A 25,410-nucleotide genomic window follows, 5' to 3' on the forward strand; every position below is an offset into this window, starting at 1 on the left:
ATCAGTCCCGCAGGTCCAGCCGCTCCACACCCACGCACTTGCGGGCGTCGGTATCGATGGAGAAGAGGACGCTCTCCAGCTTACAGGGCCCCTCCGCCTGCTCAAACCGCCGGGGCAGGCCACCCAGAAAGCGGTTGATGGCCTGGTCGGGCCGGATGCCCAGCACGCTGCGGGCGGGGCCGGTCATGCCCAGGTCGGTGACGAAGCCCAGCCCCTTGGGGAGCACCTGGGTGTCGGCGGTGGGCACATGGGTGTGGGTGCCCCACAGGGCCTGGACCCGTCCGTCCAGGTACCAGCCCATGGCGCCCTTCTCGCTGGTGGCCTCGGCGTGGAAATCCACCAGTACCACGTCCACCCCTTCCATCCGTTTCAGCACCTTGTCGGCAGTGGTGAAGGGGTTTTCAAAGTTGCTGTCCATCTCGCACCGGCCGATGAGGTTCATCACGCCGATCCGCAGGCCCTTAGGGCCGTCGTACACCCCCCAGCCCCGGCCGGGCACCCGGTTGGTGTAGTTGGCGGGCCGCAGGGTATAGCGGTCGTCCTCCAGAAAGTCGGCGATCTGGATGCGGTTCCAGGTGTGGTTGCCCAAAGTGATCACGTCGGCCCCGGCGTCGAAGATGTCCCGGGCCTGCCGGGGCAGGATGCCCACGCCGGAGGCGTTCTCCCCGTTGACCACAGTGAAGTGGACCTCATGGAGCTTTTTCAGGCTGCGGAGGTGGCGGTTCAGGTACTCCACGCCGCTCTCCCCCACCACATCGCCTACCGCCAGCACGTTTAAGATCATAGTCTGCCTCCCTCTGTGTTTTTACGCAGTGGTTCTATTATATGTGATTTTTCGGAAAAGGGCAATTCTTCTTTGCCGGCTGGAGACGCAAAAGAGCACGCCCGAGGGCGTGCTTTTTTGTCATTGCTCCTTCAGGCCCAGCAGCACCTGACCGGCGGAGCGAGCGAAGAGCCGGGCGGCGGACAGGGCCTCCTGGAGGGTGTTGCCGTGGGTGCCCACCTCCACCAGCAGGGAGCCGGTAGACAGCTCCTGGTTATAGCTGGAGGAGCGGAAGGTCATGGGCCGGGCCAGGGTGGGATAGAGGGTGTTCATGCTGCTCTGGATCTTGCAGGCCAGGGCCAGATTCTCCATCCAGTGGGGGTTGCTGCCGTCCTGACCGTGGCCGATGACCAGCATCACCTGGGCGGTATCCACCCCGTCGATGACCGTCACCGCCTTGTACACCGTGCCGTCCTCCCCCGCCAGGGCGTCCCGGTGGACGTCCAGCACAATCTTGATGGAGGGATACTGCTCCAGATACTTCTGCACCGTCTGGGCAGAGCGGGTATAGGCCCCGTTGTACTGGGGGTAGTCGTGGACGGTGCGGTCGTGAATGACCGACAGACCCATCTCGGTGAACACCCGCTCCATCTCGTCCCCCACCCGCAGCATATTGTCCTCCTCCTCCAGGGTGCGGGCCACCCCGCCGTCGGGGGTATACACGTCGGTGCCGTCTGGGGTGTATGCCTCGGTGGTGTGGGTATGGATGATAAGGATCTGAGGTCCCTCGGCGGGCAGGGTGATGTTCACCGACGCCTGAGCCGCCGCCGCCAGATCCACGGACTCCCCGGTGCGGTTATAGAGATACAGCCCTCCCGCCACATCGTAGCCCTGAGGACTGGTGGGGATCAGGGTACGGGCGATGATATCCGAAGGCGCGGTAGTAGTCTGAGGCTCTTCCACCAGGTCGTCGTGGTCCTGAGCAGGCTGTCCCGCCGGCAGTTGTATTTCCTCCGGCACCTCTTGTCCCAGATGCTGGGCCACCGCCTCCTGATTGCCTGCCAGCAGCAGGGACTGGCCCACCGCCAGCCGGTCCCAGCCGTCCAGTTTGTCCAGGGTGTCGCCCCCTGTCTTGCCCAGTTCCGCCGCCAGAGCGGTGGACACAAAGGCCCCGCTCTCCCCCAGGCTTTGCAGCGCCCCCGCGCCCCCGCCGCACAGAAGCAGCAGCCACACCGCCAGGGTGGCCAGGAACAAAGCGGCACTCCGGCGGAACAGTCGTTTCCATAAGATCGGCCCTTTCATATCGCACCATCCTCATCTGTAATGTGGGATCCTTTCGGTCCCTTCTACCCTATGCGCCCATTCCTCCGGGTATGCCTTGTCCCAAATCTCACCGGCGGTGGAAATTATTTTGACTGTCAAAGGATTCCCTTGACATTTTTCTACAATCCGGTATAATTCAGTTGCGAAACAAGCCACGCAGAAGGGAGGCCCTCAGTGGAGTATTCCAGCGAAATCATCAACCATTTTCTTTCCGACGTCTTTGGCGACATCCTGAAGCGGGAGGAGGCCACCCTGGCGGCAGGGGATCTGTCCCTGCGGGAGGTACAGCTCATTGACGCCATCTGCCGCACCGTGGACGAGGGGGGCGACAACCGCTCCACCGCCATTGCCTCCGCCCGGCAGATGCCGGCGGGTACCCTGACCTGCGCCGTGGGGCTGCTGGAGAAGAAGGGCTATCTGGTCCGCCGCCGGGACGAGAAGGACCGGCGGGCGGTGCGCCTGCTGCCCACCCAGCTGGGCCGGGCCGCCAGTGAGCAGCACCGGGCCTTTCACCGCCGTCTGACCGACCGGATGCTGTCCGCCCTGACCGATCAGGAGGCCTCCGCCCTGGCGCGGGGTATGGAAAAACTGACCGCTTTCTTCCGCGGCGGAGCCCAGGCTCCGGCGGAACCACAACCATAAAGATCTGATGAAGTGAGGTACGTTATGAGTAAGATCGCCATTGCCACCGACAGCAACAGCGGCATCACCCAGGCTCAGGGCAAGGAACTGGGTATTTTTGTTCTGCCCATGCCTTTCTATATCAACGACGAGCTCTTCCTGGAGGACATCACCCTCTCTCAGGAGCAGTTCTATGAGCGTCTGGCTCAGGACGCCGACGTCAAGACCACCCAGCCCTCCCCCGGCGACGTCACCGACCTGTGGGATAAGATCCTCCAGGACTATGACCAGATCGTGTACATCCCCATGTCCAGCGGCCTGAGCAGCTCCTGCGAGACCGCCATGATGCTGGCCCAGGACTACGAGGGCAAGGTGTTTGTGGTCAACAACCAGCGCATCTCGGTGACCCAGCGCCAGTCGGTGCTGGACGCTCTGGAAATGGCCCAGGCCGGCAAGTCCGCCCAGGAGATCCACGACTATCTGGAGCGCACCAAGTTTGACTCCGATATCTACATCACCGTGGACACCCTGAAGTATCTGAAAAAGGGCGGCCGCTGCACCCCCGCCGCCGCCGCTCTGGGCGCCGTGCTGGGCATCAAGCCGGTGCTGCGGATCAAGGGCGAGAAGCTGGACTCCTTCGCCAAGGTCCGGGGTTGGAAGGCCGCCAAAAAGACCATGATCGACGCCATCCACCACACCATGGAGACTGAGTTTGCCGGGCTCTCCGGTCCGGAGCAGCTCCACATCGCCGCCGCCTACACCGGCGACCGGGCCGACGCCCAGGAGTGGCTGGAAGAGCTGGAGGCTATTTTCCCCGGTCATCCCATCCATATGGACCCGCTTTCTCTGTCGGTGGCCTGCCATATTGGCCCCGGCGCCCGGGCAGTCACTGTAACAAAAGCTCTGGAAAAATAATGATAATACTTAAAAAGGGACGCAAATGCGTCCCTTTTTCCTGTTATTTGCCCTTTTCTGACACAAACCTGCCATCGATGGGAACAATTTAAAAATCATGCACATTTTCTTCATAATTCAGCCACAATTACAGGGTATTCTAAAACTCGTTCAAAGGAAACCGCAAAATCCGCTGGTAAAGGAGAGATCCGTTTATGTATTACAGTGATTATAACCGGCCCCCCGAGGACCGTGACTCCGTCATAGAAACCAATCAGTTCCATGTGTATGACGCCGTACCCCCCAAGGAAAAGAAGAAGGGTGGATTGGGTAAGCTGATTGCCGTTGGCCTGTGCTGCGCCATCATCGGCGGCGCGGTGGGCGGCGGCGGCGTGTGGGCTGTCAACCGCTTCGGGGGCAACTCCACCACCATTTACGAGGGCACCCGTCCCACCGCCGTGTCCCTGGCCAACGTGGACGGCAAGACCGTCCTCTCCGCCGAAGAGGTGTACGCCTCCAACCTGGAGTCGGTGGTGGGCGTCAACGGCAACGTGACCACCAACGTGTGGGGCCAGACCGTTAAAAACGCCGTGTCCGGTTCCGGTTTCGTCATCAGCTCCAATGACACCACCAGCTACATCCTTACCAACTACCATGTCATCAACGGCGTCAGCGACATCACCGTATTCTTCTCCGACGGAAAGAGCTATGACGCCACCTTGGTGGGCGGCGAGGAGGAGAACGACATCGCCGTGCTGAAGATCGACCAGGGCAACCTGCGGCCCGTGGTGCTGGGCGACTCGGACGCCATCAATGTGGGCGAGGATGTGTACGCCATCGGCAACCCTCTGGGTGAATTGACCTTCACCTTCACCGGCGGCTACGTCTCCGCCAAGGACCGCTCGGTCACCATGAGCGACGGCACCGTCATGAACATGATCCAGACCGACACCGCCATTAACTCCGGCAACTCCGGCGGCCCTCTGTTTGACAAGTACGGCCAGGTGGTGGGCATCGTGTCCGCCAAGCTGTCCTCCAGCTCCAGCTCGGAGGCCTCTGTGGAGGGTCTGGGCTTCGCCATCCCCATCAACGATGTGAAGGACATGGTCACCTCCATTATGGAGAACGGCTATGTCACCGGCAAGCCCAACGTGGGCGTGCTCATCAACGCCGTGGATGAAAGCGTTCAGCGCTACGGCGTGCCTGCCGGTGTGGAGATCATGGCCATCCTGGACGGCTCCTGCGCCCAGAAAGCCGGCCTCCAGGTAGGCGACATCATCACCGCTGTGGGTGACACCCAGGTATCTACCGAGACCCAGCTCCAGAGCGCTGTGAAGGATCACAAGGCGGGAGAGTCCGTCACCTTCACCATCTACCGGGACGGCAACACCTCCACCGTCAATGTAACCCTGGATGAGGACAACCAGGAGCGGCAGGACGCCATGAATCAGCTGAGCGAGGAGTACAACAGCCAGCAGCAGCAATCCCAACCCCAGCAGGGCGGCAATTACTACTACAACTTCCCCTTCGGCAACTGGTAAGCATCTGAGCAAAGACCCCCGGCGCACTGGGCATCCCAGTGCGCCGGGGGTTTTCGTTCCATCGGTAAGGCCGCACCGGAGTGAGGGCGTGTGTTTTGCAGCGCAGCGGTAATGATATCCCCTGGCAAACGGGCGGGTTCGGTCTTCGCCCCCTACAGAGCGGCGCATTTCATCCGCAGGGACCATGTCCTCACCGGCCCGCCGTTCCTTGCCGTGGATCGCCGGCGGGGGTAAACCGCCGTCCTACTCAGCGCTGAAACATTGGACGTCCACAAGCCCTACGCTAGAGCTGTAAAGTCCAGCAAAAACCGGGCGGAGCCAAATGGCTCCGCCCGGTTTGTTTGGCTGAAAATCAGCCCTGGGTGCAGTGGTCGAAGAAGAAGTAGCCCAGAGGAGTATAGTACATACCCTGGATGCCGTCGGCCAGCATATACTTCTGAGTGTAGAAGTACAGGGGGCACAGAGCATAATCCTGACCCATGATGATGTCCTCGGCCTCGTGCATCAGCTGCATACGCTCAGCAGGATCGGTAGAAGCCTTGGCAGCCTGGATCTTGGCGTCATACTCCTCGTTGGAGTACTGAGCGTCGTTGTTGCCGCCGCCGGTGAGCCACATATCCAGGAAGGACATGGGATCGTTGTAGTCGGCGATCCAGCCGTTACGGGCGATGGAGTAATCGCCGTCCTTACGGGTCTGCAGGAAGGTGGCCCACTCCTGGTTGTTCAGGGTGACGGTCACGCCCAGCTGGGTCTGCCACATATTCTGCAGGGCCTCGGCAACAGCCTTGTGGGAGTCGTCGGTGTTGTACAGGTACTCAACAACGGGGAAGCCCTCGCCGTTGGGGTAGCCGGCCTCGGCCAGCAGAGCACGGGCCTCCTCGCAGTTGGCCTCGTAGTCAGCGTCGGTGGGCTTGTAGTAGTCGCCGCCCACGGTGCGGAAGTCGTCGCCGGTGGCGCCGGCAGCGTCGTAAACACCAGCGGGCACGAAGCCGCCAGCCTCGACCTGACCGGTCTGGGTGATCTCGTTCACGATGTAGGTACGGTCAATGGCCAGAGTGAAGGCCTTACGGACGCGAGGATCGTCGAAGGGGGCCTTCTGGGTCTGGTAGCAAACATAGTAGGTGCCGATGTAGTCCACGATCTTCAGGTCGCCGGAAGCCATCAGGCCGGCGATCTCGTCGGTGGGCATGGACTCGATGAAGTCCAGCTCGCCGGTCTTGAAGCCGTTCAGCATGGCGTTGTTGTCTTCCATCAGCTTAAAGGTGATCTTCTGGGGACCCAGGGTATCCACATTGTAGTAGTACTCGTTGGGCTCCATGACGATCTCGGAGTTGGTCACACGGTTGGTCATCTTGTAAGCGCCGTTGGACACATAGGTAGCGGGATCGTAGGTCCACTGAGCGTTGCTCACGATGTCCTCACGCACGGGGAAGGTGGCGGGGAAGGCGCAGATCTCGGTGAAGTAGGGCAGGTCGGAGGTGATGGTGACCTCGAAGGTCTTGTCGTCCACAGCCTTAACGCCCAGCTCGCTGGGATCCTTCTCGCCGTTGATGATGGCGTTGGCGTTGACCACGCAGTCGATCATGTAGCTGTAGTCAGCAGCGGTCTCGGGGTTGACCAGACGCTGCCAAGAGAACACGAAGTCCTGAGCGGTAACGTCCTTGCCGTCGGACCACTTGATGCCGTCGCGCAGGTGGAAGGTATAGGTGACGGTGCCGTCCTCGTTGGGAGTCTTGTCATAGCTCTCGGCCTGGCCGTAGCCCAGCTGAGCGTTGGTGCAGGTACCGTCGGAACCGGCGGTCTCGCTGCCGGAATCCTCCCAGCGCATCAGGCCCTCAAACATATGGCTGATCATAATGGCGCCGTCGACCGCGCTGTTCAGAGCGGGATCGATGGTCTGGGGCTCAGAAGCAATGTTGACAGTCATCTCAAAAGCGTCGCCGGAAGGAGCTTCGCTGCTGGGAGTGCCGCTGTTCTGAGCGTCAGGAGTCTCGTTGCTGTTGCTGGTGCCGCCGCCGCAGCCGGCCAGCAGGCCGAACACGAGGGCCCCGGACAGAAGCAGAGAGACAAGCTTTCTCTTTTTCATGGTTGGACCTCCATCTTTCTCATTTTTGTATCTATAACGCCTTGGGGCGCGATACACATGGGGATGGTCCCCGGCGCCCGCGCAGCGGGCGCCGAAAGGCCATGGCCTTTCGTGCGTTAAAGTAACGCGAAAGTATTATACCACAGGTCAGGTACAGGTGTAAAGAAAATGTTTCAAAATTGTTACGAACTCTTCAGTTTATTTCTATCTGGTTCCGAAAAAAGGCGGCAATCTGCCGCCTTTTTCCAATTTTCGCTTGAGTGTCCTTACTGTGCAGGCCCGGCTTTCCCTTAGCCCAGCAGGTGACAGGCAGCGTAGTGGCCGGGAGAATGCCTCCCACCCGGCTCAGGCCGCCGGGCGGGTACCCCATTCTCTTTCATCTGCTCGGGCGAAGTGAATTCGCCCGGCATCAAGGTTTTGGGCACAGCCCAAAACGCTTGGACGCCGCAATGCGGCGGCAGGCCCATTCGCCCAATCAGCCCAGCAGATGGCAAGCGGCGTAGTGGCCGGGAGAATGCTCCTTGAACTGAGGCACGCACTCCTTGCACTTCTCCGTGGCGTAGGGGCAGCGGGTATGGAACCGGCAGCCCGTGGGCGGATTCATGGGGGAGGGGATATCGCCCTGGAGCACGATACGCTGACGGGTCCGGCTCACCTCGGGATCGGGCACCGGCACGGCGGACAGCAGGGTCTTGGTGTAGGGGTGGATGGGGTTCTTGTTCAGCTCGTAGCTCTCCGCCAGCTCCACCATGGTACCCAGATACATCACGCCGATACGGTTTGAGATGTGACGCACCACGGACAGGTCATGGGCGATGAACAGATAGGTCAGGCCCAGATCCTGCTGCATATCCTCCAGCATATTCACCACCTGGGACTGGATGGACACGTCCAGGGCGGAGATAGGCTCGTCACACACGATGAATTCGGGGCGCACCGCCAGGGCGCGGGCGATGCCCACGCGCTGCTGCTGGCCGCCGGAGAACTCATGGGGATAGCGGTTGGCGTGCTCGGTGTTCAGACCCACCCGGGCAAGCAGCTCCTTGATGCGGTCGGTGCGGTCCTTCTTGTTGGGGCACAGCTTGTGGATATCCAGGGCCTCACCAATGATCTCGCCCACCGTCATACGGGGGTCCAGAGAGGCGGAGGGGTCCTGGAAGATGATCTGCATCTTCCGCCGGTAGGGCAGCATATTGACTGCCTTGGGCTTGGGAGTCTTGACGTGGATCAGCTGGCCGTTCTCGTCCTTCTGCCAGGGGTCCTCACCCTCAAAGATGGTCTCGCCGTCATAGACGATCTTGCCGGACGTGGGGGGATGGAGCTGGAGGATGGTACGGCCCAGGGTGGTCTTGCCGCAGCCGGACTCGCCCACCAGGCCCAGGGTCTCGCCCCGCTTGATGAACAGGGACACGTCCTCCACGGCCTGGACGCCGGGGCCCTTCAGGCCCTTGACGCCAAAGTATTTCTTCAGGTGGTCTACCTGAACGAGGATATCATTCTTCTCACTCATGGTCGCCCGCCTCCTTGTTCTCGGTCTCTGCCGCGGGCTTGGCGTCCGCCTGGCCGGCCTTCTCCTTGGCCATCTGCTCCTGCACCCGCAGCCAGCAGGCGGAGCGGTGGTTGTCGCCCAGCTCCACATAGGGAGGCATCTTCTGCAGGCAGATCTTCATGGCGTATTCACACCGGGGAGCGAAGGGGCAGCCCTCGGGAGGATTGAGCATATCCACGGGGGTACCCTCGATGGGGATCAGGCGCTCGTAGCTCTCGGCGTCCACACGGGGCATGGACCGCAGCAGGCCCATGGTGTAGGGGTGGCCGGGCTTGTAGAAGATGTCGTCCACAGGGCCCTGCTCCACCATCTTGCCGGCATACATGACGGAGACCTTGTCGCAGATCTCGGCCACCACGCCCAGGTTATGGGTGATGAAGATGATGCCCATGTGGGTCTTCTTCTGCAGCTCCTTCATGAGCTCCAGGATCTGAGCCTGGATGGTCACGTCCAGAGCGGTGGTGGGCTCATCGGCGATGAGCAGCTGAGGATGGCAGATCAGGCCCATGGCGATCATGACGCGCTGACGCATACCGCCGGACAGCTCATGGGGATACTGCTTCATCCGCTTTTCCACGTTGTTGATGCCCACCATCTCCAGCATCTCCATGGCCCGCTTGGCGGCCTCCTCCTTGGAGACCTTCTTGTCGTGGGCCTTCAGGGCCTCGATGAGCTGGTTGCCGATGGTGTACACGGGGTTCAGGCAGGTCATGGGGTTCTGGAAGATCATGGCCACCTTGTTGCCGCGCAGGTCGATCATCTCTTCCTTGCTCTTGGCCAGCACGTCCTCGCCCTCCAGGGTGATGGAACCGCCCACCACCTTGCCGGGGGACTGGAGCAGGCCGATGATGGAGTAGGCCTCCACGCTCTTGCCGGAGCCGGACTCGCCCACGATGCCCATGACTTCGTCATAGTTCAGGTCATAGCTGATGCCGCCCACAGCCTTGACTTCGCCGGCGGGGGTAAAGAAGGAGACGTGGAGATCCTTCACTTCCAGCAGCTTGCCGGTTTTCTGTTTTTCTTCCATGGTGTCTCCTCCTTTCTTACTTCTTCAGACGGGGATCCAGAGCGTCGCGCAGGCCGTCGCCGAACAGGTTCAGGCAGAGGATCAGGATGCTCAGGATGATGGCGGGGATGAACAAACGATAGGGATAGCTCTGCAGGCCGCTCAGACCATCGGAGCACATGGAGCCCAGGCTGGTCATGGGGGCGGAAACGCCCATGCCCAGGAAGGACAGGAAGGACTCGGTGAAGATGGCGGAGGGGATCTGCAGGAAGGTGGTGGTCACGATCTGGCCCACGCAGTTGGGCAGCAGGTGGCGCTTGATGATGCGCCCGCCCTTGGCGCCCAGAGCACGGGCGGCGGTGACGTACTCCTGCTGCTTGAGCTGGAGGATCTGGCCGCGGATGATGCGGCTCATGGTCACCCAGTACAGCAGACCGAAGGCGATGAAGATGGCGATCAGGTTGGGGCCCAGAATGGTGACCATGTTCTGGAAGAACCCGTCGCCCGAGTTTTGGAAGTCCTCCAAAATGGGTTTGAGCGTGGCGCCCAGCAGCAGAATGATGAGCACCTCGGGGATGGTGTAGATGATCTCCACGATACGCTGCATGACGGCGTCCACCTTGCCGCCGCAGTAGCCGGAGATGGAGCCGTAGATGGCGCCGATGACCAGCACGATGAGGGCGCAGCAGATACCGACGATCATGGACACACGGGTACCGATCATGGTACGGACCATGATGTCACGGCCCTGCATATCGCAGCCGAACACATGGGGGAAAACCGACTCGCCGTTGGCGATGCGCTGCAGCTCGTCGTTGGTGTAGCCAAACAGCTTGGGCTTGATGCCCAGCTCGGCCCGCAGCTCGTCCACGTCGCCGCCGCTCTTCACTTTGGCGCGGATCTGAGCTTCCTCAATGCGGCTGAGTTCGCGGCCCTCAGCCTCGGCCTCAGCCCGGGCCAGCTCAATGGCTTTCTCCGGGTCCTGCGCCGCCGCCAGCTCCTCCTGGTCCTCCAGGGAGTAGTGCCAGGGGTGCAGGTTGTTGGCGCCGGGGATCACTTCATCGTAGCTGTAGGGCACGATCAGGGGACCCACGAAGGCAAACAGGCCCAGCAGGATCACGATGACCATGGCCACCATGGCTACCTTGTTGCGGCGCAGGCGGCGCCATGCGTCCTTCCAATAGGACACGCTCTTGCGGTCCTGAATAAAACTCTCTTTCTCTTCTGCGCTGGCCGGCTGAAAGGCGTCTTCCGGCAGCTTGTTCCAATCCAGGATATCTTCAATATCCGGCTGAAGAGAGCCGAGCACTTTTTTCCGTTTCTCTGCCAACTCAGTTCCCTCCCTTGCTCAGATTGATCCGCGGGTCCACCAGCTTGTACAGCAGGTCCACGACCAGGTTCATCACAATGATGAAGGCCGCCAGGAAGATGGTGGTGCCCATGATGATAGGATAGTCACGGGACTGGATGGACTGGACGAAGTAGCGGCCCAGACCGGGGATGGAGAACACCTGCTCCACCACGAAGCCGCCGCACAGGGTAAAGGCGATCTGGGGGCCCAGATAGGTGATGACGGGGATCAGGGCGTTGCGCAGGGCGTGCTTGAAGATGATCTTCTTGTTGCGCAGGCCCTTGGCCCGGGCAGTCTTGATGTACTCCTGGTTGATGGAGTCCAGCATGGCGGTACGGGTCTGCCGGGACAGATAACACATGGGGTAGAAGCCCAGGGCAGCACAGGGCAGCACATAGCTCTGCCAGCTGCCGTCAAATACCGTTGGTAATATCTTAAAGCCCTCAATACCACCGGTAAATATTTGCAGCAGGATGGTAGCCACCACGAAGCCCGGCATGGAGATACCTATTGTACATATTACGCGCAATAGGCTGTCCACCCAGGTACCTCGTTTGTATGCGGCCAGACAGCCCAATGGGACGCCCACTAAAATAGCCCACACAATGGCGATGATGCCGATCCTGGCCGAGATGGGGAACATGGTGGTGATGATGTCCAGCACCGGCCGGTCCTTCTGCATCTTGATGGAGTCGCCGAACTCACCCTGCAGAATGTTGCCCAGGTACTTACCCAGCTGCACGATGACCGGCTGATCCAGGCCGTACTTCTCATTCAGAGCATCGATGGTGGCCTGAGATGGGGTCTTCTCAGACAGCCAGGGGTTGCCCGGAATGGCGTTCATGAGGAAAAAAGTGAGGCAGATGACGATGAACAGGGTGATCACTGCCATCAGCACTCTTTTCAAAACATATTTTGCCATTTCTTCACTTCCTATACCAGTCTCTGTTCGTTTTCCGTGAATGCCCCACAATAAACGTCTGTTTATTTTATCGTAATTAACACCTTCCGTCAAGAGTTCTGCCGCCTGAATTTGATGGAATCGCCGTCAAATCTTGCAGCTGTCCTTGTCGGAAAGACACTTTTCTGCATAATTGTCCATTTCATTCTTCGACATCGGATGCTTTCTTCCCTTGTATCGCCTGCTTTTCGACACTTTTTCTCGCTAATGCGATGAAATTCGCTTATAAATATTCACGATTTTGCCCCGCATATTCATTTTAACGGAATTCCTGCAAAACCCCGGCTTTGAATCTTGCCCCACCGTCTGGTTGCAAAACCCATGCCAGGATAAAGAAACGCGGACAGATGAGGGACCATCCCCCGTCTGTCCGCGCCCATCTTTGAACGCTGTATTCTGTTTTGGAGCCGGTCAATCAAAGCCCAGGCCCATATAGCCATGGGTCTCCTCCCCCCACAGGGCGCCCTTCTCCCGGTCATACCACTTGACCATGCCGAAGGGCTGGAGATAGCTGCCCTGCATCCCGTCCCACTGGGCCGGGGTGCGGACGAAGCACCGCTGACCGGGCATCCGGGCGGCCAGGGCGGCCAGACCACGGGGCATATGCTCCGGCGGCAGCAGCAATTCCTTAAAAAGGACGCTCTCCTGGTTCAGGTATTCGGCGGCGGCACAGCCTCGGAACGCTCCCACGGTGACGCGGTACAGGCCGCCGCCGGTGATCTTGCCCATTCCCTCCTGATAGCGAATCAGCTCCTGGCTGTAGGAGACAAAGGGCAGGCCTGCCAGCGCCGCCTCCCGGATGGCGTTGTACTCCGCCGGGCTGATGGGTTCCACCTTGTCCTCCGGGAAGGCGGGCGTGGTCATGCTCCGCAGCAGCTCCACCTTGCGGGTAAAAAAGCCGGGCAGATAGCCCACCATGCCGAAAAATTTAAAGAGCCCAGCCTCAGCGGGCACCACAGTCACACAGTCGGCCCCCCGGGCCTTCAAAAATTCGTCCACATAGAGCAGAAGCTGCCGGCCATAGCCCTTGCTGCGCACATTGGGGTCGGTAGCCAGGGCGTAGACATACCAGGCGGAGGCGGTGCCGCCGCCGGGTAGGTGGATGGTCTGAGGCAGCAGGGCCAGCATGGAGGCCAGCTTCCCGTCCTCCAGCAGCAGGAGGGTGTCCTCCGGCCGCCAGCAGCATTCATAGAACCAGTCGATATAGCGGGGGTCCTCCCCAAAGGCGGCCCGCCACAGGTCCTTCTGGGCCTGGGCCTCGCCGGGCCGGGAGGGACGGATCTCTACCATAGGAACACTCCTCTCTCTTTCAGGCGGCAGACAGGACCCGCACGGAATTCGTGCCGCAAATCATCTTATCCCAGTACAGTTCGCCGACATGATATCATGGCCTCCGGAAATTGGCAAGGGAAATCCGGCGAACCGGCCCGGAAGCAGGAAAATGGGCGGCCAAAGGCCGCCCATTCAACGATTTATTGCTGCTCCACCAGCATGAGGCAGCCGTCCTGATCGTACTTGAGCCGCTGGACCTCCGCCTTGGTGTTGCGGATGATGTCGTCCATGCGGACGCTCTCGGTGACGGTGGCCACAAAGGTGTAGGCCACGCCGTGGCGCTTGGCACGGCCGGTACGGCCGATGCGGTGGGTGTAGTTCTCCATCTCGTCAGGCACGTCGTAGTTGAACACCGCGTCCACGTCGTCGATGTCCAGGCCACGGGCGGCCACGTCGGTGGCCACCAGCACCTTGATCTCGCCCTTTTTAAACTTGTCCAGGGTCTTTTCCCGCACCCGCTGCTGGATATCGCCGTGGATGGCCTGGCAGGAAATGCCCCGCATCTGGAGCAGCCCGGCCAGCCGGTCGGTCATGTTCTTGGTGTTGCAGAAGGCAATGGCCCGCTCGTACTCCCCGTGGGTGATGAGGGCCACGATGGTGTCCAGCTTCTTCTCCCGGCCGTCCAGATCGATGCGGTACTGGGTGATGTCGGGCTTGGACTCCTCCACCGGGCGGACGGTGATCTCAATGGGGTCCCGCTGGTACACCCAGGAGATGTCCATCACTTCCCGGCTGATGGTGGCCGAGAACATTCCCAGGTTCTTCCGGTGCTTCAGCTGGTCCAGGATACGGGTGACATCCCGGACAAAGCCCATATCCAGCATCCGGTCGGCCTCGTCCAGCACCACCGTCTCCACCTTGTCCAGCTTGACGGTGCGCCGCTTCATGTGGTCCATGAGGCGGCCGGGGGTGGCCACCACGATCTGGGGGCGCTTCTTCAGGGTGTTGATCTGCTTGTCGATGGGGGCGCCGCCGTAGAGGCACACGGTGCGTACCCCTTCCTTAAATTCGCACAGGTCCCGCAGCTCCTCCTGGATCTGTACCGCCAGCTCCCGGGTGGGTGCCAGCACCAGGGCCTGCACATCCTGGTTGTCCGGATCAATGTGCTCCACCATGGGGATGCCGAAGGCAAAGGTCTTGCCGGTGCCGGTAGGGGCCTTGGCGATCACGTCCTTCCACTCCATAAAATAGGGAATGGCGCCCGCCTGGACCGGCGTGGCCTGGACGTAGCCCTTCTTGTCGATGGCCTTCATGACCTCAGGGGACAGGCCCAGGTCGGCGTAGTTGACGATCTCGTTGACCTGCTCGCCGTTGATTTCCATGGGTACAAAACTTCCTTTCCGTTTCAGTCTGCCTGATTCAAGGTCCCCACAGGCATCGAAACTCCCTTTCGTACCCAACGCCCTCTTTCCCCGGGGCGCGACCTCAAATCGTACCGAAAAAGTGTATCATATCCCGGGAAAAAATGCAATCCTTTCACTCTGGAGGGAACTCATGCCGGCAGAAAACCGGCGGGCGGCCATAAAGGCCGCCCTTACCCGCCTACTATAACTATCATGGCTCTCTACAATAAAACCCCTAAAACAAAAGGACGCACCGCGCTGCGGTGCGTCCTTTTCCTCTTATTACGCCCGTTTGGCGGCCAGGGATACCCAGCCGTTCTGCTCCCGGCGGCGGATGATGTGCAGGCCGTTGCGCTCCAGGGCGGCCTCCACCTCGGCGGAGCGGGTGTCGATGATGCCGGAGCACAGGAACACCCCGTCCTCGGTCATCCACTCCCCCGCCTTGGCGGACAGGGGCATGATCACGTCGGCCACGATGTTGGCCAGTACCAGGGGGTAGCGCTGCTGGCCCAGCTCCTTCACCAGAGCCTGGTCGGAGAGCACGTCGCCCGCCCGGACGGTGTACCGGTCCTTGCCGATGCCGTTGAGCCCGGCGTTCTCATAGGCCACGTCCACCGCCTTAGGGTCAATGTCCACCGCCACGGCGGTGGAGGCCCCCAGGGCCATGGCGGCGATGGACAGGATACCGCTGCCGCAGCCCAGATCCAGCACCGGCTGGCCGGGTACCACATACTCCTCCAGCCCCATGAGGCACAGCTGGGTAGAGGCGTGGTTGCCGGTACCAAAGGTGAGGCCGGGGTTGAGGTACACCGGAGTGCGTCCCTCCGGCGGGGTCTGATCCCGCTCCCACTCAGGGACGATCCACAGCTTCTCGCCCACGGTCATGGGCTTATAATACTTCTGCCAGGAGTGTGCCCAGTCGTTGTCCCCCAGGGATGCGGTGGTGTAGGGCTTGTCGATGCCCTCCAGCCAGCGCGCCAGCTGGGCCTTGCCGTCTGCATCGTCGGTGACATAGAACTTGACCCGGCACACACCCTTCATCCGCTCCATCAGGTCCTCGTCCACATAGTCCCAGTACTGACGGTTCTGCTCCAGGAAGGTCTTGAAGTCCTCTTCATCCTCAATGGCGAAGCCGGTGACGCCGTTGGCGGTGAGCCGGGCACACAGGCCGTCCAGTTCCTCCTCGGTGGTGTCCAGCACCACTTCCAGCCACTTGATATCCTCCATCAGCGCTCACTCCCCATAAAGAAGAGGGCCACGGTGCCCGGGCCGGAGTGGGCGCCGATAACGGGACCCACATAGTTGATGACGATATCCTCCACCCCAAAGCGGGCCCGGATATCATCAGCCACCTTCTGGGCGTCTGCCAGGCAATCGCCGTGGCTGATGAAGATGGACTGACCCTTCAGATCCAGCACGGTCTGCTCCATGTGGTCCACCAGGGCCTTGAGGGAGGCATTGCGGCCACGGGCGGTGCCTACCTTAATGAGGTGGCCCTCATTATCCACGTGCATCACCGGCTTGATGGACAGCATGGTGCCCAGCACGGCAGTGGCGGAGGAGATGCGGCCGCCCCGCTTGAGGAAGTGGAGGTCGTCCACGGTGAACCAGTGGCACAGGTTGAGCTTGTGCTCCTCGGTCCAGTCCCGTACCTCCTCCATGGTCTTGCCCTGCTTTTTCAGGTTGGCGGCATACCACACCAGCAGGCCCTGACCCAGGGAGGCGCACAGGGTATCCACCACATACACCTTCCGGTCGGGATACTGCTCCATCAGCTCCCCGGCGGCGATCTGGGCGGAATGGCAGGTGGCGGACAGGCCGGAGGAGAAGGCCAGCACCAGCACGTCCTTGCCCTCCTTCAGAATGGGCTCCATGGCCTCGGTATAGTCGGCCACATTGACGGCGGCGGTGGTAGCCATGGCGCCCCCCCGCAGGCGGGCATAAAAATCCGCCGGGTCGATGTCCCGGTTGTCGGGATAGTTGAAGTAGGTCTTATCCTCCATAGTGAAGGACAGGGGAATCACTTCCACCCCCAGCTCGGCCACCAGCTCGGCGGTCAGGTCGGCGGAGGAGTCGGTCAAGATCACATATTCTCCCATTGTTCAGAGAACCTCCATCGTTGTTAAAATCTGAGCGGTATTCAGTCTTTTTTCTTCTTTTCCTTTTCATTGGGGGGCTGTTTGGCCCGCAGCAGTTCCAGGATACGCTGACAGGCCAGCTTGTCGGCGTAGCTGCGCAGGGCCAGCGCCAGGGCCAGGCCGGGCAGGTCCTCCTCCCCGGCGGTGGGGTCCAGGGACCCGGCGGTCACGTCCAGGGCCCGGTCCAGTTCCATGCGGAACTGCTCGTACAGCTCCTTGGGCTCACGCCCCTGAGCTGCCGCGGCCAGCAGCAGACCGGCATCCTTCACCGACAGCACCTGCTTGAGGGCGCACAGGGCTGTGAGGTAGGCCAGGTGGGTGCGGGAGTACCGCTTGCCCTCCGCCCGGGGCATAGCCCCATCTTTAATATAATTATTCACCATGGCGGAGGTCAGGGCCTCCCCCTCTCCATAGTGGATCAGTTGGCGGGGCATATAGTTGATAAGCTGGTCCATATACAGCCCGATATCGGGGAAACCCTCCCAATCTACCGGCCGTTCCCCCTCCAGCCGCTCCTTTAATGCGCGGATCTCTTCCAAGGTGGGCCTCCTTTCTGGTTTTCAAAACCATATCTAAACATATCGCTGTCATTATACCACATCACTTTCCCGGAAGTAAACCCTTTCAGGTGCTGAAAACAGGCCTGTTTTCTCACATAACAGCATTATGTGACTCTTTTCCCCCACCTGCGGGCACGGAGAGAGACCGGCTGAAAACTTCCAGGTTTTTTGTGGGGTTTGACGAATGAATAAATATTGCATTTATTTGCATACGGTGTATAATAAGAGACACCTAATTCAAGGAACGCAATGAGGATCGCGTGAAACGCAATGAATAGGAGAGAATACATCATGAAGAACTTCAAGAAGCTGGCCCTCATGGGCCTGACCGCAGTCATGTCTCTGTCTCTGCTGGCCGCCTGCGGCGGCGGCAACAGCGGCAGCGCCGAGACCCCCTCCGGCAACACCGAGACCCCTTCCGTTGAGAACACCGAGACTCCCGCCGCCTCCGGCGAGTTCACCACCGTGGAGGCTGGTAAGCTGATCATGAGCACCAACGCTCAGTTCCCCCCCTATGAGATGGTGGGCGACGGCGAAGGCTACGAGGGCACCGGCTATGAGGGCATCGACGTGGAGATCGCCTACGCCATCGCCCAGAAGCTGGGCCTGGAGCTGGTCGTGGACAACATGGGCTTTGACGCCGCCCTGCAGGCTGTGCAGACCGGCAAGAGCGACATCGTCATGGCCGGCGTCACTGTGACCGATGACCGTCTGGAGGTCATGGACTTCTCCGACACCTATGCCAACGGCATTCAGGTCGTCATTGTTCCCGAGAACTCCGACATCGCCACCATCGATGATCTGGAGGGCAAGCTGATCGGCTGCCAGATGGGCACCACCGGCTACATCTACTGCTCCGACACCCCCGAGAACGGCGGCTACGGTGAGGACGCCGTGATCCCCTATGACGACGGCGCCGCTGCCATCCAGGCTCTGATGAACGGCCAGGTTGACTGTGTGGTTATCGACAACGCTCCCGCCCAGGAGTATGTGAAGGCCAACCCCGGTCTGAAGATTCTGGACACTGAGTTCGCCAACGAGAACTACGCCATCGGCTTTGCCAAGGGCAACACCGCTCTGAAGGACGCCGTCAACACCGCTCTGACCGAGCTGATCGAGGACGGCACCGTGCAGTCCATCATCGACAAGTATATCCCCGCTGAGGGCTAAGACAAACGACAAATCCGTATTCAACTGAAAAGGGCGGCCTTCGGGCCGTCCTTTTTCGGGTCGTATTTGGCAGAAGGTAAGAAAGGAGAATCTCTGTGAACTGGGCGCAACTCTATGAGTCCCTGGGACAGCAGCTGAAAGACGGCGTGGACTTGCCCTGGTGGCAAGACGCCTTTGTGGGCATTTATAAGGCCTTTTTTGAGGAGTCCCGCTGGCAGCTCTACCTGGACGGCGTGCTGACCACCCTCTGGATCACCGCCATGGCCCTGATCCTCGGTATTGTGCTGGGCGTTGTGGTGGCTGTAATCCGCACCACCCACGATCAGCAGCGTCTGGGCCGGCACAACCCCGTCCTGGGCGTACTGAACGTGATCTGCAAAATCTATGTTACCATTATCCGCGGCACCCCCATGATGGTCCAGCTGCTGATTATGGGCTTTATCATCTTTAAAAGCAGCCGCGAATATACCCTGGTGGGCACCCTCACCCTGGGCATCAACTCGGGCGCCTATGTGGCCGAGATCGTCCGCGGCGGCCTGATGAGCGTGGATATCGGCCAAACCGAAGCCGGACGGTCCCTGGGCCTGAACTATCTGGACACCATGCGCTTTATTGTCATTCCCCAGGCCTTTAAGAACATCCTGCCTGCTCTGGGCAACGAGTTTATCACCCTGTTTAAGGATACTGCTCTGATCTCCGCCATCGGCGGCAAGGAGCTGGTCTATGCCGCCAAGTCCATCGGCAGCAAGACCTACGATGTGATGTATCCCTATCTGGGCATCGCCATCATCTATCTTCTGATGGTCATGCTCTTCACCTGGCTGCTGGGTATTCTGGAAAGGAGGCTGCGTCAAAGTGATAGACGTTAAACATCTGTCCAAGTCCTTCGGGGACCATCTGGTGCTGGACGACATCTCCGAGCACATCTATCCCGGGGAGAAAGTGGTCATCATCGGGCCCTCCGGCTCGGGTAAGTCCACCTTCCTGCGCTGCCTCAACCTGCTGGAGGCCCCCACCAAGGGCACCATCACCTTTGAGGGCACCGCCATCACCGATCCCAAGACCAACATCGACCTGATCCGGCGGCAGATGGGTATGGTGTTCCAGCACTTCAACCTCTTCCCCAACATGACCATCCGGAAGAACATTACCCTGGCTCCCGTCCGCACCAAGCTGATGAGCCAGGCCGAGGCCGACGACACCGCCACCGCCCTGCTCAAGCGGGTGGGCCTGGAGGAGAAGGCGGACGCCTATCCCGCCCAGCTCTCCGGCGGCCAGAAGCAGCGTATCGCCATTGTCCGCGCCCTGGCCATGAAGCCCAAGGTGATGCTGTTCGACGAGCCCACCTCCGCCCTGGACCCCGAAATGGTGGGCGAGGTGCTGGAAGTCATGAAGCAGCTGGCTGACGAGGGCATGACCATGGTGGTGGTCACCCACGAGATGGGCTTTGCCCGGGAAGTGGGCAGCCGGGTCCTCTTTATGGACGGCGGCCATGTGCTGGAGCAGAACGAGCCCCACGCCTTCTTCGCCAATCCCAAAGAGCCCCGCACCATCGAATTTTTGTCCAAGGTGCTGTAATCTGCCACGTCCCCCGGTACAAACTGTACCGGGGGACGTTTTCCGTTTCTTTTTCACCGGTCGGCTTTGACAAGACCAACTTTTTGCGCTATAATGGCACACTATCTTCCCAAATGACCGGAGTACCATACTATGATGAACCGTGAACAAATCCTTTCCCTGCTGCGCAAGGACCGGCTGTGGCAGGCGGTCTTTCTGCTTTTGACCCCCTTTACCGCCGTGTGGCTCATGCAGTTTACATACGGAGCCAATCCTTTTGCTCTGACCTTCCCCGTACTGGTGGCCAACGCCCTGTGCGTGGCTCTGTTGTTCTGGCTGCTGTGCGCCCTGGTGGGGCGCATCGCCCCCTGCACCATCGGTATCCACATCGCCGCCGGGTCCTGGGGCGCCGCCAACTGCTTTGTCAACACCTTCCGGGGCACCCCCATCCTGCCCTGGGATTTCTCCGCCCTGGGCACCGCCGCCAGCGTGGCGGGCAACTACCACCTGTTCCTCACCTGGCAGATGGGAGTCGCCATCTTTCTGGCGGCCGCCCTGGTGGTATTCCTCCACCCGGAGCGGCGCAAGGCCCGGCTGCGGCTCACCACCCGGAAGCGCCTGCCCCTGCGGCTGGCCTGTCTGGCGGCGGGGCTGGCCTGCCTCATGTTCCTGCTACCCTCGGAAAAGCTGGAGAAGCTGGGGGTCAAGACCGACGTGTGGGATCAGGCGGGGGCCTACCGCACCGGCGGCTGCCTGGCCGTCTTTTACCGCAATACCGAGTTTCTGGAGGTGGAAGAGCCGGAGGGCTACTCTCCGGAGAACGTGGATACCCTGCTGGAGGGGGTGGAGGCCCTGGAGCCGGCGGCGGTGTCGGTCCAAAAGCCCAACATCATCGCCATCATGAACGAGTCCTGGGCCGATTTTGAGTCCTACGGCAACCTGCAGCTCAGCGAGAGCGTCACCGACTACATCCGCTCCCTGGACAATTCCATCTTCGGCCACACCTATACCTCGGTATTCGGGGCGGGTACCAGCGCCAGCGAGTTTGAGTTCCTCACCGGCAACACCATGGCCTTCCTGCCCTCGGGCAGCATTCCCTACCAGCAGTATGTGCTGGGGCCCACCGCCTCTCTGGCCTCCCTGCTGAAGGCCCAGGGGTATGACACCCTGGCCTTCCACCCTGGTGAGCGCACCTCCTGGCAGCGCAACCTGGCCTATCCCCAACTGGGCTTTGACCAGTTCAAGTGTGTGGAGGACATGGACGTGGCCCAGACCATGGAGCACGGCTATGTCAGCGATCAGTCCGATTTCCAGCAGATCATCTGGGAGTTTGAGCGCAAGGAGGAGGGCAAACCCCTCTTCCTGTTCAACGTCACCATCCAGAACCACGGCAGCTACACCGCCGAGGACTATCCCGCCCAGGTCACCCTCACCGACCAGCCGGGCAAGTATCCCCAGGCCGAGCAGTACCTCACCCTGGCCAACAAGACCGACCAGGCCTTCCGCACTCTGGTGGAGTATTTCCAGAACCAGGAGGAACCCACCATCATCCTCATGTTTGGCGACCACCAGCCCTCGGTGGAGCAGGGCTTCCTGGACAAGGCCTACGGCGTCACCCAGGACCAGATGAACATGAATCAGTACATGGGCAAGTATAAGACGCCCTTTGTGATCTGGGCCAACTATCCCCTGCCGGAGGAGGGCCCGGAGATCACCAGTCTGAACTTTTTGAGCCTCTATCTGCTGCGGTACGCCGGCATTGAGGGCACGGTGTACGACGGCTATCTGTGGCAGCTCCAGCAGCAGCTGCCTGCCCTCACCTTTGTGGGCTATATGGACACAGCCGGGCAGGCCCACAGCCATCTGGAGACCAACGACTACGCCGCCCTCATTGAGGACTACCAGCAGATACAGTACAACAACCTGTTTGGAGGGGGCGGACGGCGAAGCGCCGTTTTTGATCCATAAACATCAAAAAATAGGGCTGGCACCTTAGGTGCCAGCCCTATTTTTATGAGTTTCTTATTCCCCTGCACAGGCAGCACATTTTTGTACCTCTGCCTCTTTTGCTTCATTTGGTGTGCTGAAACGTCCCCGGCGCTGCACACGGGATCTTTTTTCAATCTCTTCAGGGGACATCTGGGATGAGATAGAAAGCAGCACTTCCTCAAGCCGGGCATTGATTTTCAGATTCCGTTCCTTTTTTCTGCGGATGATTCCAAAACAACCAACGGGAGAAATATAAATATCTTCAGGCGCATCGGGAGATACGATGCTGTCCATTCCTGCAAAGGTGCAGTTCTCAGGTGTTGCAGAACAATTCAAGGACAAGCCGTTCTCCAAAGGAACAATGTCTTTTCCAAAATCATAAAAAACCTGGGTATCGGAAATGCGGACAGAACGGGCGCATAACGCAAATTGGAAGGAATCGAGATTAATTCCAAGCCTGTTTTCGTGAATCAAGCGATTGCCGATCCAGCGGACAACCGGTACAGCCCAAGAATTTCCTGTGCTCTGGTATCGGTTGGTCTTTTTTGCTTTCGGAAGATCGGTGTAATGATCAGGGAATCCCATCAGGCGCTCTGTTTCAAGGGGAGACAACCGACGGATGCGGTGATCCTGAACCACAAATAACGAGCCGTTATATGCGGCAGCATTGCCATTCCATTTTGTTCCATACGCGGAATACAAGCAATCTGTGTATGCCCTAAACACTTCAAAATGGTGCCCTTCTTTTTCAAATGTCAAGGGAAACTGCGGATATTCCGGCAGTTCGTTTTCGTGGAGCTCAAACAGAATATTTGCATTCAGTGCCATAGCAAGCTCTCCTATAACTTCTCAAATCATTCCGCCAAAGAGAGGTAAAATCCATCTGCAATTTCTGAAAAAAGCGCGCCGCAGATGCGGCGCACTTTTTTATGTTGTAAGATTCCAGGCAAAGTGGTCCAGATCCTCCTCCAGGATCAGCTCCCGTTTGCTGTCGGCGATCGTAATGGGGCGGATGGGGCGGCAGGGATTGCCGTAAGCCAGCCAGCCGGCGGGGATGTCCTTGGTGACCACACTGCCCGCGCCGATCACCGCTCCGTCCCCGATGGTGACGCCGTCCAGCACCACCACGTTGCAGGCCAGCCACACCCCGCTGCCGATGTGGATCTCCCGGGCAAACTCCGCCATGGTGGTGCGGCCCTCCCCGTCCAGGCCGGTGCGCTCCTGGGCGGGCAGGGGGTGGTTGGTGGCCATCAGGGACACGTTGGGCCCAAAGCACACGTTGTCCCCGATGAATACCCTGGCATCATCCATCACCATCAAATTGAAGTTGGCGAAAAAGTTCTCTCCAATAAAGGTATGGCAGCCGTAGTTAAACTGGACAGGGCCCTGGAAGTAGCAGGCCTTGCCCGCCCGGCCCAGAATGGCCCGGATCACTTCCCCCCGGTCAGGGTCGTACTCGTCCATGGAATTGTACTTCCGGCAGGCCTCATGGGCCTTGTGCTTCAGGTCCTTCAGCTCCTGCCGCCGGGGATCGAACATCTTCCCCGCAAAGATCTTTTCTTCCTCCGTCATGCTTCATTCACCTGATTTGCCTTGGAATTGGTCCCCTTCCGACAGCGCGCTGTTGCGGAAGGAATTTTTCAGCAGCCGGATGCAGTCGCCCAGCAGCTGATCCAGGTCGGAAAATACGGTGTGAGCCAGCCTGTTGTAGTAGGTATTGAGCAGCCCGTTGAGAAATACGATGATGGAGAAGGCCGCCGCGTCCCGGGACACCTGGAGGGTATATCCCTTGTCGCTCAGATAGTGCTCCATCACCTGCCGGGTGAGGGTAAAGACCTCCATCCCCGCCTCATACTTCCGCCGGGCCACCTCCTCCATCTCCGTACCGGCGTAATCGGCCTGCATGGGGACCTTTTTCAGCGCCATCACCTCGTAAAAGGTGGGGTGGCTCCACGCAAACTCCAGATAGGTGTGCAGGAAGGCGTCAAACTGAGCCTCCCCGCCGGAGACGGTTTCCATGGCCTGCCGCAGACTGTCGCACAGCTGGCGGTAGCCCTCAATCACCACCGACAGATATACCTCATCCTTGTTGACAAAATAGAGATAGATCTTGGTGGCTGAGGCGCCGATTTTCTGCCCCAGGCGGCGCATGGTCAGGCCCTCATAGCCGTCGGCCGCAAGGATGTCCAGGGCGGCGTCCAGAATACGGGCTTTTTCTGCTGCTTTTTCCGCAGGCGTCTTTTCCCTGGGCGGCATAAGACCACCTCTCTTTCCTCTCTTTCTTGATACCGTTATTGTACCAAATCCTATTTTTACATTCAATACTTCCCTTTTTTCAGGGGGGGCGTAATATTTCTGAGAAAGGTATGGATATCCCGGGGGAAATGTGATAAGCTGTAAACCGGTGTCCACCGGAACACCGCGCTTTTTTGCAGAAAGGAGGTCTCCCCGTTGAAGCCGGACTACAACGAGCTGCTGGAAATCGTAAGCGAAATGGGCTTCCGGCTCATGCTCAGCGGAGCGGAGATCTACCGGGTGGAGGAGTCCATCAGCCGCCTGCTCCAGGCCTATGGGGCCGAGCGGGGGGAGGTCTTTGCCATCCCCAACTGCATCATCGTCAGTCTCACCTCTCCCCAGGGGGAACCTATGACCCAGATCCGCCGGATGCCCAACCACGGCACCGACATCTACCTGCTGGAGCGGTACAACGATCTGTGCCGCCGCCTGTGCCGGGAGACGCCCCCCTTTGAGGAGGCCCTGGACAGTATGCGGGAGATCGAGCGCACCCATAAGGTCTACTCCCTGCCCGTCCAGCTGCTGGCCCACTTCCTGGGCTGCGGGATGTTCTCCCTGTTCTACGGCGGCTCGGTATGGGACGGTCTGTGCGGCGGACTCTGCGGCATGGTGATCTGCCTGTGTATGGCCTTCACCTCCAAGCTGGGGGCCAACCTCTTTTTCAAAACCATCGCCGGCGCGGCGGTGTCCGCCTTTGTGGCCCTGGCCCTTACTGCCGCCGGCATTGGCCAGAATTCCGACAGCATCATCATCGGCGCCCTGATGGCCCTGGTGCCCGGCATTGCCTTTACCAACGCCATGCGGGATATTATGGCCGGTGATATGGTGGCCGGCATCAGCAAGGCCGCCGAGGCCCTGCTCATCGGAGCAGCCATCGCCCTGGGCACCGCTCTGGCCCTGGGCCTGATCCGAATGCTGATGGGAGGCTGAC

General features: G+C 59.9%; 23 protein-coding genes. 8 read left to right on the top strand and 15 right to left on the bottom strand.

The annotated features are described in order from the left end of the window. Nucleotide 1: 1 nt before the first annotated feature. Together B5G06_RS07510 and B5G06_RS07515 are read right to left on the bottom strand one after the other, a co-directional pair. The gene (locus tag B5G06_RS07510) at nucleotides 2–784 is read right to left on the bottom strand and encodes a TIGR00282 family metallophosphoesterase (RefSeq protein WP_087188472.1); all 783 of its coding nucleotides are present in this window, start codon (nucleotides 782–784) and stop codon (nucleotides 2–4) included. A gap of 120 nt (nucleotides 785–904) precedes the next feature. Continuing rightward, nucleotides 905–2,065, bottom strand: a complete 1,161-nt coding sequence (locus B5G06_RS07515; RefSeq protein WP_087188473.1) for a stage II sporulation protein P — start codon at nucleotides 2,063–2,065, stop codon at nucleotides 905–907. 195 nt (nucleotides 2,066–2,260) lie between these two features. Between B5G06_RS07515 and B5G06_RS07520 the strand changes: the two genes are divergently transcribed. From B5G06_RS07520 to B5G06_RS07530, 3 genes are all read left to right on the top strand, one after another. Next, nucleotides 2,261–2,728 (top strand): MarR family winged helix-turn-helix transcriptional regulator, encoded by a 468-nt coding sequence (locus B5G06_RS07520; RefSeq protein ID WP_087188474.1) that lies wholly within the window; start codon nucleotides 2,261–2,263, stop codon nucleotides 2,726–2,728. Nucleotides 2,729–2,752: 24 nt separating this feature from the next. Beyond that, complete coding sequence (locus tag B5G06_RS07525; protein ID WP_087188475.1) at nucleotides 2,753–3,622, top strand: DegV family protein; 870 nt, start codon at nucleotides 2,753–2,755, stop codon at nucleotides 3,620–3,622. Between the two features lie 194 nt (nucleotides 3,623–3,816). Next, nucleotides 3,817–5,142: a S1C family serine protease gene (locus B5G06_RS07530; RefSeq protein WP_087188476.1), complete on the top strand. Its 1,326-nt coding sequence runs from the start codon at nucleotides 3,817–3,819 to the stop codon at nucleotides 5,140–5,142. 352 nt (nucleotides 5,143–5,494) lie between these two features. On the opposite strand, the gene B5G06_RS07535 is transcribed toward B5G06_RS07530, so the two are convergent. The 10 genes from B5G06_RS07535 to B5G06_RS07580 all read right to left on the bottom strand — a co-directional run bounded on the left by B5G06_RS07535 (nucleotide 5,495) and on the right by B5G06_RS07580 (nucleotide 17,447). Then, nucleotides 5,495–7,228 (bottom strand): peptide ABC transporter substrate-binding protein, encoded by a 1,734-nt coding sequence (locus B5G06_RS07535; protein ID WP_087188477.1) that lies wholly within the window; start codon nucleotides 7,226–7,228, stop codon nucleotides 5,495–5,497. Between the two features lie 475 nt (nucleotides 7,229–7,703). After that, on the bottom strand, nucleotides 7,704–8,738 hold the full coding sequence (locus B5G06_RS07540; protein WP_087188478.1) for an ABC transporter ATP-binding protein: 1,035 nt from the start codon (nucleotides 8,736–8,738) through the stop codon (nucleotides 7,704–7,706). Beyond that, nucleotides 8,731–9,804, bottom strand: coding sequence for an ABC transporter ATP-binding protein (locus tag B5G06_RS07545; RefSeq protein WP_087188479.1), 1,074 nt, complete (start codon nucleotides 9,802–9,804; stop codon nucleotides 8,731–8,733). Before B5G06_RS07545 ends, B5G06_RS07540 begins: the two co-directional genes overlap by 8 nt. Before the next feature lie 16 nt (nucleotides 9,805–9,820). Then, a complete protein-coding gene (locus tag B5G06_RS07550; RefSeq protein ID WP_087188480.1) occupies nucleotides 9,821–11,113 on the bottom strand; it encodes an ABC transporter permease in 1,293 nt (430 codons plus the stop codon). 1 nt (nucleotide 11,114) lies between these two features. After that, on the bottom strand, nucleotides 11,115–12,056 hold the full coding sequence (locus B5G06_RS07555) for an ABC transporter permease (protein ID WP_087188481.1): 942 nt from the start codon (nucleotides 12,054–12,056) through the stop codon (nucleotides 11,115–11,117). A 450-nt stretch (nucleotides 12,057–12,506) separates the two neighbouring features. Then, entirely contained in the window at nucleotides 12,507–13,385 is an 879-nt protein-coding gene (locus tag B5G06_RS07560; protein WP_087188482.1) for a GNAT family N-acetyltransferase, read from the bottom strand. 182 nt (nucleotides 13,386–13,567) lie between these two features. Further along, the gene (locus tag B5G06_RS07565) at nucleotides 13,568–14,749 is read right to left on the bottom strand and encodes a DEAD/DEAH box helicase (RefSeq protein ID WP_087188483.1); all 1,182 of its coding nucleotides are present in this window, start codon (nucleotides 14,747–14,749) and stop codon (nucleotides 13,568–13,570) included. A gap of 303 nt (nucleotides 14,750–15,052) precedes the next feature. After that, the gene (prmA, locus tag B5G06_RS07570) at nucleotides 15,053–15,997 is read right to left on the bottom strand and encodes a 50S ribosomal protein L11 methyltransferase (RefSeq protein WP_087188484.1); all 945 of its coding nucleotides are present in this window, start codon (nucleotides 15,995–15,997) and stop codon (nucleotides 15,053–15,055) included. Next, nucleotides 15,997–16,869, bottom strand: a complete 873-nt coding sequence (locus B5G06_RS07575) for a DegV family protein (protein ID WP_087188485.1) — start codon at nucleotides 16,867–16,869, stop codon at nucleotides 15,997–15,999. The genes prmA and B5G06_RS07575 overlap by 1 nt, the downstream gene beginning before the upstream one ends. A 41-nt stretch (nucleotides 16,870–16,910) precedes the next feature. After that, nucleotides 16,911–17,447 (bottom strand): DUF1836 domain-containing protein, encoded by a 537-nt coding sequence (locus tag B5G06_RS07580; protein WP_087188486.1) that lies wholly within the window; start codon nucleotides 17,445–17,447, stop codon nucleotides 16,911–16,913. 312 nt (nucleotides 17,448–17,759) lie between these two features. Here B5G06_RS07580 and B5G06_RS07585 point away from each other — a divergent pair, with 312 nt between their 5' ends. The 4 genes from B5G06_RS07585 to B5G06_RS07600 all read left to right on the top strand — a co-directional run bounded on the left by B5G06_RS07585 (nucleotide 17,760) and on the right by B5G06_RS07600 (nucleotide 22,163). Then, complete coding sequence (locus B5G06_RS07585) at nucleotides 17,760–18,638, top strand: ABC transporter substrate-binding protein (RefSeq protein ID WP_087188487.1); 879 nt, start codon at nucleotides 17,760–17,762, stop codon at nucleotides 18,636–18,638. Nucleotides 18,639–18,784: 146 nt separating this feature from the next. Continuing rightward, nucleotides 18,785–19,507 carry an amino acid ABC transporter permease gene (locus B5G06_RS07590; protein ID WP_343286358.1) on the top strand — a complete coding sequence of 241 codons (723 nt, stop codon included), beginning with the start codon at nucleotides 18,785–18,787 and terminating at the stop codon, nucleotides 19,505–19,507. Further along, nucleotides 19,494–20,216, top strand: coding sequence for an amino acid ABC transporter ATP-binding protein (locus B5G06_RS07595; RefSeq protein WP_087188489.1), 723 nt, complete (start codon nucleotides 19,494–19,496; stop codon nucleotides 20,214–20,216). The genes B5G06_RS07590 and B5G06_RS07595 overlap by 14 nt, the downstream gene beginning before the upstream one ends. 132 nt (nucleotides 20,217–20,348) lie before the next feature. Then, the gene (locus B5G06_RS07600; RefSeq protein ID WP_242955396.1) at nucleotides 20,349–22,163 is read left to right on the top strand and encodes an LTA synthase family protein; all 1,815 of its coding nucleotides are present in this window, start codon (nucleotides 20,349–20,351) and stop codon (nucleotides 22,161–22,163) included. 54 nt (nucleotides 22,164–22,217) lie between these two features. On the opposite strand, the gene B5G06_RS14525 is transcribed toward B5G06_RS07600, so the two are convergent. From B5G06_RS14525 to B5G06_RS07615, 3 genes are all read right to left on the bottom strand, one after another. Continuing rightward, nucleotides 22,218–23,012: a DNA cytosine methyltransferase gene (locus B5G06_RS14525; RefSeq protein ID WP_087188490.1), complete on the bottom strand. Its 795-nt coding sequence runs from the start codon at nucleotides 23,010–23,012 to the stop codon at nucleotides 22,218–22,220. Between the two features lie 99 nt (nucleotides 23,013–23,111). Then, entirely contained in the window at nucleotides 23,112–23,756 is a 645-nt protein-coding gene (locus tag B5G06_RS07610) for a sugar O-acetyltransferase (RefSeq protein WP_087188491.1), read from the bottom strand. Nucleotides 23,757–23,759: 3 nt separating this feature from the next. Next, nucleotides 23,760–24,440 carry a TetR/AcrR family transcriptional regulator gene (locus tag B5G06_RS07615; protein WP_087188492.1) on the bottom strand — a complete coding sequence of 227 codons (681 nt, stop codon included), beginning with the start codon at nucleotides 24,438–24,440 and terminating at the stop codon, nucleotides 23,760–23,762. 195 nt (nucleotides 24,441–24,635) lie between these two features. On the opposite strand from B5G06_RS07615, the gene B5G06_RS07620 reads away from it, so the two are divergent. After that, the gene (locus B5G06_RS07620) at nucleotides 24,636–25,409 is read left to right on the top strand and encodes a threonine/serine exporter family protein (protein WP_206406187.1); all 774 of its coding nucleotides are present in this window, start codon (nucleotides 24,636–24,638) and stop codon (nucleotides 25,407–25,409) included. Nucleotide 25,410: the final 1 nt, after the last annotated feature.

Source organism: Flavonifractor sp. An52 (assembly GCF_002159385.1).
Taxonomy (GTDB): domain Bacteria; phylum Bacillota; class Clostridia; order Oscillospirales; family Oscillospiraceae; genus Flavonifractor; species Flavonifractor avicola.